Source organism: Kitasatospora sp. NPDC001683 (assembly GCF_053596495.1).
This window is the reverse complement of record NZ_JBSFGK010000156.1, coordinates 1-11,132: the sequence shown is the minus strand read 5'-3', so window position 1 is coordinate 11,132 and position 11,132 is coordinate 1. Positions and strand designations below refer to the sequence as shown.

Annotated in this window: 9 protein-coding genes and 2 pseudogenes; 7 read left to right on the top strand and 4 right to left on the bottom strand. The window is 71.9% G+C overall.

Features of this window, described 5'->3' with window-relative positions; translation table 11 throughout:
- Positions 1-118: 118 nt before the first annotated feature.
- Both ACWCYO_RS38850 and panB read right to left on the bottom strand, forming a co-directional pair.
- Positions 119-364, bottom strand: a pseudogene (locus tag ACWCYO_RS38850) (hypothetical protein); the annotation flags it as partial.
- Positions 365-454: 90 nt separating this feature from the next.
- The gene (gene panB / locus ACWCYO_RS38845) at positions 455-1,324 is read right to left on the bottom strand and encodes a 3-methyl-2-oxobutanoate hydroxymethyltransferase (RefSeq protein ID WP_270147258.1); all 870 of its coding nucleotides are present in this window, start codon (positions 1,322-1,324) and stop codon (positions 455-457) included.
- Between the two features lie 277 nt (positions 1,325-1,601).
- Between panB and ACWCYO_RS38840 the strand changes: the two genes are divergently transcribed.
- From ACWCYO_RS38840 to ACWCYO_RS38830, 3 genes are all read left to right on the top strand, one after another.
- Positions 1,602-3,263: a DHA2 family efflux MFS transporter permease subunit gene (locus ACWCYO_RS38840; RefSeq protein ID WP_449786839.1), complete on the top strand. Its 1,662-nt coding sequence runs from the start codon at positions 1,602-1,604 to the stop codon at positions 3,261-3,263.
- A gap of 200 nt (positions 3,264-3,463) precedes the next feature.
- Complete coding sequence (locus ACWCYO_RS38835) at positions 3,464-4,078, top strand: TetR/AcrR family transcriptional regulator (protein ID WP_270147261.1); 615 nt, start codon at positions 3,464-3,466, stop codon at positions 4,076-4,078.
- Positions 4,079-4,275: 197 nt separating this feature from the next.
- Positions 4,276-5,319 (top strand): endonuclease/exonuclease/phosphatase family protein, encoded by a 1,044-nt coding sequence (locus ACWCYO_RS38830; protein ID WP_449786838.1) that lies wholly within the window; start codon positions 4,276-4,278, stop codon positions 5,317-5,319.
- Here ACWCYO_RS38830 and ACWCYO_RS38825 read toward each other — a convergent pair.
- Positions 5,316-7,070, bottom strand: a complete 1,755-nt coding sequence (locus ACWCYO_RS38825; protein ID WP_270147263.1) for an NAD+ synthase — start codon at positions 7,068-7,070, stop codon at positions 5,316-5,318. The two genes, ACWCYO_RS38830 and ACWCYO_RS38825, sit on opposite strands and share 4 nt — an antisense overlap.
- A 174-nt stretch (positions 7,071-7,244) precedes the next feature.
- Between ACWCYO_RS38825 and glnA the strand changes: the two genes are divergently transcribed.
- Together glnA and ACWCYO_RS38815 are read left to right on the top strand one after the other, a co-directional pair.
- The gene (gene glnA / locus ACWCYO_RS38820; protein ID WP_270147265.1) at positions 7,245-8,606 is read left to right on the top strand and encodes a type I glutamate--ammonia ligase; all 1,362 of its coding nucleotides are present in this window, start codon (positions 7,245-7,247) and stop codon (positions 8,604-8,606) included.
- A gap of 175 nt (positions 8,607-8,781) precedes the next feature.
- Entirely contained in the window at positions 8,782-9,498 is a 717-nt protein-coding gene (locus tag ACWCYO_RS38815; protein WP_449786837.1) for a class E sortase, read from the top strand.
- 25 nt (positions 9,499-9,523) lie between these two features.
- Here the strand turns inward: ACWCYO_RS38815 and ACWCYO_RS38810 are convergent, their stop codons facing one another.
- Entirely contained in the window at positions 9,524-10,321 is a 798-nt protein-coding gene (locus tag ACWCYO_RS38810) for a beta-glucanase (protein ID WP_449786836.1), read from the bottom strand.
- Positions 10,322-10,434: 113 nt separating this feature from the next.
- Between ACWCYO_RS38810 and ACWCYO_RS38805 the strand changes: the two genes are divergently transcribed.
- Both ACWCYO_RS38805 and ACWCYO_RS38800 read left to right on the top strand, forming a co-directional pair.
- Entirely contained in the window at positions 10,435-11,007 is a 573-nt protein-coding gene (locus ACWCYO_RS38805; RefSeq protein WP_270147271.1) for a glycosyltransferase family 2 protein, read from the top strand.
- 34 nt (positions 11,008-11,041) lie between these two features.
- Positions 11,042-11,132 (top strand): annotated as a pseudogene (locus tag ACWCYO_RS38800) (proteasome accessory factor PafA2 family protein); the annotation flags it as partial.

Here is an 11,132-nt window from a genome sequence, read left to right as displayed (position 1 = left end):
CCTATCGCCGCTGCCCCCAAACCCCCGGGCGCCCCGCCCAAAAACGCCCCCCCCCCAGTCGATAGCGGCGCCCCCTTGGCGGGCCAAGGGGGCGCCGCAACTAAAGCAGAGCGGAAATTCAGACCGTTTGCTCGATGTGTTCAAAGATGTCGGAGTCCGTCTCCTTCTGCCAGTCCGGCGGGTCATCCCAGTCGGCAACGTAGCTCGGCTTCGGGTCCGGAATGTGCTTGTGGATCTGGGCGATCCAGCACAGGGCGACGAAGCGTCCCTTCTGCTCCCGAGTGAGCTTGGTGGTCGTGCCGCCGCTCACGGTGACGAAGTCTCGAACCTGGCCGAACACGGCGGCAGCCGACTGGCGTTCCCAGTCCGTGAACGAACCGGATCGGGGCGGGGCCTGCGCGGGAAGCGCAGGCCCCGCCCCGATCCGCTCAGTGGCGACGGGTGGGCGGGCCCGTCAGTGGAAGCTGTGCTCCTCCGCCGGGAAGGTGCCGGTGCGGACGTCCTCGGCGAACTCGCGGGCGGCGTCGCCGAGGACGGCCCGCAGGTTGGCGTACTTCTTGACGAACTTGGGCACCCGGCCCGCCGTCATGCCGGCCATGTCGGTCCAGACCAGTACCTGGGCGTCGGTCTCGGGGCCGCCGCCGATGCCGACGGTGGGGATCGCCAGCTGCTCGGTGACCTGGGCGGCCAGCTCGGCCGGGACGGCCTCGAGGACCACCGAGAAGGCGCCGGCCTGCTGGACGGCCTTGGCGTCGCGCAGCAGCTGGTGGGCCGCCTCGTCGCCGCGGCCCTGGACCGGGTAGCCGCCGAAGGCGTGCACCGACTGCGGGGTGAGGCCGATGTGCGCCATCACCGGGATGCCGGCCTCGACCAGCAGCTCGATCGAGCGGGCGCTGCGCTCGCCGCCCTCGAGCTTGACCGCGCCGACCCCGGCCTCCTTCATCAGTCGGGCCGCGTTGTGCATGGCCTGCGCGGGCGACTCCTGGTAGGAGCCGAACGGCAGGTCGGCGACGATCATGGCGCGCTGGGTGCCGCGGACGACGGCGGCGGAGAGCATCACCATCTGATCCATGGTCACCGGCACGGTGGTCTCGTAGCCGAGGTGGCAGTTGCCGGCCGAGTCGCCGACCAGCAGGACGGGGATCCCGGCCTCGTCGAACACGCCCGCGGTGAGGGCGTCGTAGGCGGTGAGCATGGCCCACTTCTCGCCGCGCTGCTTGGCGGCGGCGAGGTCGCGGACGGTGACGCGGCGGTTGGTGACCCCGCCGTAGAGGGTGGCGGTCGCCGCCTGGTTCTGGGCAGGCGAAGGCGAAGAAGCGTTCATCGAACGGGCTCCTGAAGGGTTGTCGTCTCGTGGCGCCGTACGGCGTCCCCGGATCCCCTCCATGCTTGCACGCCCCGGCGTGAGCGCAAAGAGGGGTGCCGTCGTCGGAGTGCGATCCACGCCACACCGGCCCTCGGCGGCCTCGGCCTTTGCCGGGTTTTTGCGAAACGGGTGCGTCTCGTATCGTATTGCGCGCTACTCTGGTCCGGGGGGTTACGAGACGTCTGCGACTCGCAAATGCCCGCCAGTGCCACGCCAACACGGACGGGAAACACCAATGACCACCGCCGCCGCACCACCCCGCGTGCCCGAAGCCATCCATCGCCGACGCTGGGCGATCCTCTGCACCCTGGTGCTCGCCCTGCTCGTCGTCGTGCTCGACAACTCGATCCTCAACGTCGCGATGAAGACCATCGCGACCCCCGCCCCGGTCGGACTGGGCGCCACCCAGAGCGACCTGGAATGGGCGATCAACTCCTACACCCTGGTGTTCGCCGGGCTGCTCTTCACCTCGGGCCTGCTCGGCGACCGGTTCGGCCGCAAGCGCGCGCTGCTGGTCGGCATGGTGGTCTTCGGCGTCGCCTCGCTGCTCTCCTCGATGGCCGGCTCGCCCGGTGAACTCGTCGGCTACCGGGGCCTGATGGGCGTCGGCGCCGCGCTCGCGATGCCCGCCACGCTGGCGATCATCATGAACGTCTTCGAGCGCGAGGAGCAGCCCAAGGCGATCGGTGTCTGGGCCGGCGCGGTCGGCCTGGCCATCGCGATCGGCCCGATCACCGGCGGTCTGCTGATCGAGCACTTCTGGTGGGGCTCGGTCTTCCTGGTCAACGTCCCGATCGTGATCATCGCGCTGATCGCGATGGTGATCCTGGTGCCCGAGTCCAAGGACCCCAACCCGGGCGCGCTCGACCCGGTCGGCGTGCTGCTGTCGATCGTCGGCCTGGTGGCGCTGATCTACGGCATCATCAAGGGCGGCGAGCTGGCCGACTTCACCGCGTTCGCGGCCTGGGGGCCGACCCTGCTCGGCGTGGTCGCGCTGGCCGCCTTCGTCCTGTACGAGCGCCGCATCCCGTTCCCCGCGCTGGACGTCACCTGGTTCCGCAACAAGGTGTTCAGCGCCTCCGTGGTCGTGGTCGGCGTGATCTTCTTCGCGCTGATGGGCGTCTCCTTCTTCGGGGTCTTCTACATCCAGAGCGTGCGCGGCTACAGCGCGCTGCAGGCCGGTCTGCTGATGCTGCCGCTGGCCGTCGCCCAGCTGCTGTTCGCCCCGCGGGCCCGGCTGGTGGTCGAGCGCCTCGGCGTCGCCGCCACCGCCGCCGGCGGCATGGTGCTGGTCGCGCTCGGCTTCGTCGGCTACACCGTGCTGACCGCGACCACGCCGATCTGGGTGCTGATCGTGCTCGGCCTGGTGATGGGTTCCGGCATGGCGCACGTCATGCCGCCGGTCACCGTCGCGATCATGGGCTCGCTGCCCCGCGAGAAGGCCGGCGCCGGCTCGGCCGTCAACAACACCTTCCGCCAGGTCGGCGGCTCGCTCGGGGTCGCCGTCCTCGGCGCGGTGCTCTCCACGGTCTACCGCGACGGGATGTCCGACACCCTCACCCACCTGCCCGAGGGGCTGCGCGACAAGGCGGGGGAGTCGCTGGAGGCCACCCTGGCCATCGCCGACCGGGTCCCGAACGGCCAGGGCAAGGCGCTGATCGCCCCGGCGCACGACGCCTTCATCCACGCCATGCACGTGGTGGCCTCGCTCTCGGTCGGCATCTCGCTGGTCGGGGCGCTGGTCGCCTGGTTCCTGCTGCCGCGCCGCGCGGCGGCCCCGGCCGGTCCGGGCGGGCGCGGCGGGCAGGGCGGCAAGGGCGAGCAGGTCCCCGAGCAGCAGGGCCAGGGCCAGGCCCGGACCCAGGACGCCATGGCGGCTGACCCAGGGGTCGGCTGAGCGACAATGGCCCTGCCGGCCGGTGGTTTGGCCGGCAGGGCCGCGGTCGGCCGGGCGGGGCGGGACCCCGTCCGCGGACCGGATCGACGGACCCGCCACGGCGCCCGCGCGCCGAGGACGGCACAGCGACACCACAGCGGACGCCGCAGCGACGCCACAACAGCGACGGCAAGGGAGAGACAGCGGGAATGAGGACGGACATGCCGAGCGCCGACCCCGGGCAGCCCTGCGCGGCGGTGCGCCGCGGCCGGCCCCGCAGCGAGGCCGCCGAGCAGGCCATCTTCGCCGCCGTCGAGGAGCTGATGGCCGGCGGCACCGCCCTCTCCGAGGTCACCATCGAGGGCATCGCCACCGCCGCCGGCGTCGGCAAGGCCACCATCTACCGGCGCTGGCCCAACAAGGAGGCCCTGCTGGTCGACGTGGTCAGCCGGCTGGAGGTCCCGATGCCGGAGCCGTCCGGCGCCGCCCGGGACGACCTGATCGCGATGATCGACCACGTCCGCCGACGCGGCCTCGCCAAGCGCACCCGCTGGGTGCTCAAGGCCGCCCTCGGCCAGATGCAGACCCTGCCCGAGCTGGCCGCCGCCTACCGGGAACGGGTGATCAAGCCGCGCCGGGAGGCCGGGCTCTGCCTGATCCGCCAGGCCGTCGCCGAGGGCGTGATCCGCGACGACGTCGACCTCGACCTGCTCGGCGACCTCCTGATGGGCCCGATCCTCTACCGCAGCATCCTGTGGGACGACTCCGACCTGGAGGACCCGCAGCTCGCCCGCAAGATGGTGGACGCCCTGCTCGACGGCCTCGCACCCCGGTAGACCACCGCTCCTCCGTGCCCGACGTGGCCTGGCTCACCAAACCGGGCCGCGCCGGAACCCGCTCCCGGGACCGCGCGTCTGTCCCGGCATAGGCTGAGCCGGGTATCCGATCAAACCGGCACCAGTCCGGCGCCGCGCCCGTACCCCCACGGACCGGACACCGGACCGGCGACGGCACGAGCGACGGGAGCCACGGCATGGCGCAGGCGGACAGCACCGAGCGGCCCACGGCCCGTGGGGATGCGGGCGCGCCCACCGACCGGACCGGCGGTTTCCTCGGACTGCGCCACTGGGGCCGGGACGCCCGCGGCAGCAGCACCTGGCGGCGCGGGCTGGTGATCGCCCTGCTGGCCCTGCTCGCCGCCGTGCTGCTGGCCCTGCACGCCGAGGTGCCGAACAGCGTCGGCAACCTCGGCAGCCTGCTGGAGACCTTCCTGCCCTGGGTGGGCCTGGCCGTCCCGATGCTGCTGGTGCCCGCGCTGCTGCGCCGCTCCGCCACCGCGCTGCTCGCCCTGCTGCTGCCCGCGGTGCTGTGGGTCAACCTGTTCGGCGGGCTGGTGTCCGACAAGAGCGGCGGCAAGGGCGACTGGACGGTGGTCAGCCACAACGTGGAGGCCGGGAACACCGACGTGCCGGGCACCGTCCGCGGCCTGGTGGCCTCGGACGCCCAGATCGTCGCCCTGCAGGAGCTGGCCGGCAACCAGCTGCGGTCATACGAGACCGGACTCGCCGGGGCGTACCCGCACCACACGGTGGAGGGGACGGTCGGGCTGTGGTCGAAGTACCCGATCGACGACGTCTCCCCGGTGGACCTGAAGATCGGCTGGACCAGGGCCTTCCGGGCCCGGGTCAGCACCCCGCAGGGCCCGGTCGCGGTGTACGTCGCGCACCTGCCGTCCGTGCGGCTCAAGGCCGAGAGCGGCTTCACCGCCCACCAGCGGGACGTCAGCGCGCAGGCGCTCGGCGACGCGATCCAGGCCGAGCCGGTGAAGAAGGTCCTGCTGCTCGGCGACCTCAACGGCACCATGAACGACCGCAGCCTGGCGCCGGTCACCTCGCAGATGCGCTCGGCCCAGGGCGCCGCCGGCGACGGCTTCGGCTTCAGCTGGCCCTCGGCGTTCCCGATGGCGCGGATCGACCAGATCATGAGCAAGGGCGGGCTGCAGCCGGTGGACTCCCGCACCCTGCCCCGGGACGGTAGCGACCACCTCGCGGTGGCCGCCACCTATCGCTTCGGCTAGCCCCGGCGCCAGCGGTTGGTGATCGGCAGGCGGCGGTCCCGGCCGAAGTTCTTGACCGAGATCTTCGGGCCCGGCGGGTACTGACGCCGCTTGTACTCGGCGGTGTCGACCAGTCGGACCACCCGGTCCACCACGGCCGGGTCGAAGCCGGCCGCGACGATCGCGTCCCGGCCCTGGTCGCCCTCGATGTAGTGGTCCAGCACGGTGTCCAGCAGGTCGTAGTCCGGCAGCGAGTCGGTGTCCACCTGGTCCGGCCGCAGTTCGGCGGACGGCGGCTTGGTGATGGTGTTCTCCGGGATCGGCGGCACCTCGCCGCGCCGCTCGGCCTCCTCGTTGCGCCAGCGGGCGAGACGGAAGACCAGCGACTTGTAGACGTCCTTGATCGGGCCGTACGCGCCCACCGAGTCGCCGTACAGGGTCGAGTAGCCGACCGCCAGTTCGCTCTTGTTGCCAGGCGCGAGCACGATGTGCCCCTCCTGGTTGGAGATCGCCATCAGCAGGGTGCCGCGCAGCCGGGACTGCAGGTTCTCCTCGGCCAGGCCGGTCAGTTCGGTGGCGCTCAGGTAGGCGTCGAACATCGGGGCGATGGGGACGGTCCGGAAGTGCAGCCCGGTGCGGCGGGCCAGTTCGGCGGCGTCGTCCCGGGAGTGCTGGGAGGAGTAGCGGCTGGGCATCGAGACGCAGTGCACGTTGTCGGCGCCGACGGCGTCCACCGCGATCGCGGCCACCAGGGCCGAGTCGATGCCACCGGAGAGGCCGATCAGCACGGACGCGAAGCCGTTCTTGACGACGTACGCCCGGGTGCCGGAGACCAGCGCGGCCCAGATCTCGGCCTCGTCGGACAGCCGCGGCGCGATGTCGGCGGTGAGCGGTTCGGCGGGGGCCGGCGACGGCTCGTCACCCAGCTCGGTGCGGACCAGGTGCAGCCCGTCGCCCAGCAGCAGGCCGTCGGTGTGGTCGCTGCTCGCGGCCGGCAGGTCGAGGTCCAGCACCAGCAGGTGCTCCTCGAACTGCGGTGAGCGGGCGAGGACCCGGCCGTCCGCGTCGACCACGATCGAGTCGCCGTCGAAGACCAGCTCGTCCTGGCCGCCGACCATGTTGACGTACGCCAGGGTGCAGCCCGCCTCGGCGGCGCGGCGCCGCACCAGCTCCAGCCGCTGGTCGTCCTTGTTCCGCTCGTACGGCGAGCCGTTGATGACCAGCAGCAGCCCGGCCCCGGCCTCCCGGGCGGCGGTGACCCGGCCGCCGTCCTGCCAGATGTCCTCGCAGATCGCCAGCGCGACGTCCACCCCGTGCAGCCGCAGCACCGGCAGCTGGTCGCCGGGGACGAACCAGCGGAACTCGTCGAAGACGCCGTAGTTGGGCAGGTGGTGCTTGGCGAAGCGGGTGAGCACCTGGCCCCGGTGCAGCACCGCGGCGCAGTTCTGCGGCGACCCGGCGGGCCGGTTGAACCGCGGCGAGGGGTGGTCGGAGCGCCCGAGGTAGCCGACCACCACGGGCACCTCGCCCAGGCCGTCGTCGGCCAGCCGGCCCGCCAGCTCGACCAGGGCGCCGCGGGAGGCCTCGACGAAGGAGTGGCGCAGCGCGAGGTCCTCGACCGGGTACCCGGTCAGGACCATCTCGGGGAACGCGACCAGCTGGGCACCGGCCTCCACGGCCTGCTTGGTCCAGCGCACCACCTCATCGCCGTTGCGGGCGAGGTCACCGACCCAGGGGTCGATCTGGCACAGGGCGACACGGAGATTGGGCATGCTCCGAAGTGTAATCGTCTAACTGACGCAATGTCCCGCGAGGGCGAGGCCCAGGGGGGTCGGCCCTGCCGTGCGGCGCGATGATCGGCCATGATGGGGGCAATCGCTCCGCGGGGTCTCTCGGGGCCTCCCGGGCGTAACACGAGCGTAAAGAGCAGAGGTGAGACTGTCCCCATGGGCAAGCAGCAGCAGTTCGTGCTTCGGACGCTCGAAGAGCGTGACATCCGGTTCGTCCGGCTGTGGTTCACCGATGTGCTCGGGTTCCTGAAGTCGGTCGCGGTGGCACCGGCGGAGTTGGAGCAGGCCTTCGAGGAGGGCATCGGGTTCGACGGCTCGGCGATCGAGGGATTCGCCCGGGTGTACGAGTCCGACATGATCGCCAAGCCGGATCCGACCACCTTCCAGATCCTGCCGTGGCGCTCGGAGACCCCGGGCACCGCGCGGATGTTCTGCGACATCCTGATGCCGGACGGCTCGCCCTCGTACGCAGACCCCCGGTTCGTGCTCAAGCGCACCCTGGAGAAGGCCTCCGACCAGGGCTTCACCTTCTACACCCACCCCGAGATCGAGTTCTTCCTGTTGAAGAACCTGCCCGGCGACGGCACCGCGCCGATCCCCGCCGACCAGTCCGGCTACTTCGACCACACCCCGCGCGGGGTGGGCCACGACTTCCGCCGCCAGGCGATCACCATGCTGGAGTCGATGGGCATCTCGGTCGAGTTCTCGCACCACGAGGGCGCCCCCGGCCAGCAGGAGATCGACCTGCGCTACGCCGACGCACTGTCCACCGCCGACAACATCATGACCTTCCGGCTGGTCATGAAGGAGGTCGCGCTGGAGCAGGGCGTGCACGCGAGCTTCATGCCCAAGCCGTTCTCCGAGCACCCCGGCAGCGGCATGCACACCCACGTCTCGCTGTTCGAGGGCGACCGCAACGCCTTCCACGAGTCCGGCGCCGAGTACCAGCTGTCCAAGGTCGGCAGGTCCTTCATCGCCGGCCTGCTGCGGCACGCCGCCGAGACGGCCGCCGTGACCAACCAGTGGGTGAACTCCTACAAGCGCATCTGGGGCGGCTCCCAGCGCACCGCCGGCGCCGGCGGCGAGGCCCCCTCGTACATCTGCTGGGGCCACAACAACCGCTCGGCGCTGATCCGGGTGCCGATGTACAAGCCGGGCAAGCAGGGCTCCACCCGGATCGAGGTCCGCTCCCTGGACACCGGCTGCAACCCCTACCTCGCCTACGCCGTCACCCTGGCGGCCGGCCTCAAGGGCATCGAGGAGGGCTACGAGCTGCCGCCCGGCGCCGACGACGACGTGTGGGCGCTGTCCGACTCCGAACGCCGCGCCCTCGGCATCCAGCCGATGCCGCAGAACCTCGGCGAGGCCATCGACCTGATGCAGCGCAGCGAGCTGGTCGCCGAGACCCTGGGCGAGCACGTCTTCGACTTCTTCCTGCGCAACAAGCGCCAGGAGTGGGAGGAGTACCGCTCCGAGGTCACCCCGTTCGAGCTGCGCAAGAACCTCCAGGTGCTGTAGGCACCGGTTCGGGAAGGGGTCCGCCCGGCGACGGCCGTCGGGCGGGCCCTTTCGTGTTCTCCCGGCGTTACTGCGTTCGGGGGACGGGCGTCGCCCCGGAGTGTGTCCGCTTGCGGCCGGGTGGGGCGGGGCGCTGGAGTGGCGGCCGGGCCGGTGGTGGCGAGGGGAATCCGGGATGGCGCGGCGGCGGGTCGTGGTGGTGCGGGCGGTGGCCCGGGGCGTCGGGGACGTGTTGTTGACGTTCGGTCTGCTGGTGGTGCTGTTCGCGGTGTACGTGCTCTGGTGGAGCAACGTGGTGTCGGACCGGGCGGCGGACCGGGCCGCCGGTCGGCTGCGCGACAGCTGGTCGACCGCCGCCCCGGCCGCGCCGCCGGCTGCGGAGTCCCCCGCGCCGGTTCCCGGGCTGGGCCGGGGCGACCTCGGCTTCCTGCACGTGCCCGCCATGGGCCGGGACTTCCAGGTGCTGATCAGGCCCGGTACGGACGAGGACACCCTGGCGGAGGGCGTGGCCGGCGTGTACACCGTGCCGTACCGCTCGGTCCCGCCGTGGGAGGGCGAGGGCAACTTCGCCCTCGCGGCGCACCGGGACGGCCACGGCGCGAAGTTCCACGACCTGGACCGGGTCGGCCCGGGTGACGCCGTGGTGGTCGAGACCAGGGAGCGGTGGTACGTGTACCGGGTCGACGGCGTGCTGCCGGAGACCTCCCCGGACGACGTGGGGGCGATCGCGCCCGTCCCCGTCGGCTCGCCGTACCGGTCGCCGGGGCGCTACATCACGCTGACGACCTGCACGCCGGCGTACACCTCGCTGCACCGGCTGGTGGTCTGGGGGAGCCTGGTCCGGGAGGAGGCGATGGCACCGGGGCGGGTGCCGCCGGTGGAGCTGCGCTGAGCGGGCCCCCGCCCGGACCGCGGGTTCAGGGACCGGGGCGTTCCACGCTCAGCAGGTCGACCTCCATGCTGACCGGGTCGGTGCCGGAGGGCGGGAGGTGGAAGGTTCCGTCACCGATCGAGAGGCTGAGGACCAGGTAGGCGGAGAAGTCCGGCCCGACGCCCGTCCCGTCGGACCACACCGGGGTCAGCCGGTCCCGGGACGGTCCGACGTACCAGGTGTCGTCGTCGGCACCCAGTCTGACGGCCACGTACACCCACTGCCCGGGGCCGATGTCCGGGCCGGAGTAGAGCGTGCTGCTGGAGCGCACGTGGTTGACGAACTCGATCCGGTCCGGGTGGTCCGCGTACCACTCGAACAGGTCGAGCTCGTTGCCGCCGTCCCGCCAGGTCCACAGGCAGGGCCAGGCGCCGGTGCCCGCGGCGGGCATCCGGACGTGCACCACCACCAGGTCGCCGGTGCGGAGCTGGAAGCCGCTGCCCCCGGAGTCGCAGGAGTCGCCGGTGGTCAGCAGACCGGTCTCCCACTTGCCGTCCGCACGGTGCTGGGCAGTGACGGTCAGGTGCCCGTCGGCCGTGCTCAGCGCGTCGCGGGTCAGCCGGTCGAGTTTCCAACTGTCGGGATTCTCGGTGCACTTGGCGTACGCGGCGCTCTGCCATCCCCACGGTCGGCCCGGTCCCAGGTCCAGTGAGGTGAACCGGTCCAGCAGGACGGTGGTGTCGTTCGACCGCGCAGCCGCGGTCACGGCCGCGGTGGGGACGGCGGCCGACGTCAGGACGGTCGTCACCGCCATCGCCAGGGCCGGCAGCAATCGGATAGCCATGCCGTTCAGGCTATGTACGGACCCGCTCACACCGGTGTCGCCTCGCTGGCGCTCCTGGCCACCGGCAGTGCCGCCGCCGCGATCGGCGTGGCCGTGAAGTGGTTCGTCCGCCGGTGACCGAATCGCTGACCGTGCTGATCCCGGCACACAACGAGGCGGACTTCATCGCGGACGCGGTGAAGTCCGCCTTCGGCCAGACGGCCCGGCCGCGAACCGTGCTGGTCCTCGCGGACTCCTGCACCGACGACACGGCGGCGATCGCCCGGCGGTGCGGCGCCGGGGTGCTGGAGGTGGACCACAGGAGCAAACCGGAGTCGCTCAACCTCGCACTCGCGGAGGTGACCACCGAGTTCGTCGCCCTGCTCGACGGGGACGGCTACTTCGCCTCCGACCGGGCACTGGAGCTGTGCCTGGAGCGGATCCGCGCCAAGGACTACGGCGGCGTCTGCATGCCGGTCACGCCGCACAGCGTGAAGGGCCTGTTCCAGCGCTCGCGGGTGATCGAGTGGGCGGTGGCCCACCGGATGTCCCGGACGGTCGAGTCGTGGCACGGCTGGGTCGGCGTGCTCTCCGGCAGCGCGCTCGACCGGGAGTACCTGTTCCTGACGGGCGCCGCCGCAACCGGCTCGGTGCTGCTGTCGGCCCTGCTCTGGCACCTGGTGGACCGGATGCCGGAGCAGGCCTGAGGGTCCTCGCCCGCTCGCCGCCCGGTCCCCGGCTTACCGCGAGAAGCACCAGATGAGCATGTCCAACCCGCGGGTGGCCCAGATCGACCTCGCGTACCACGACATCCACCGCCGGCGCGGCCTGT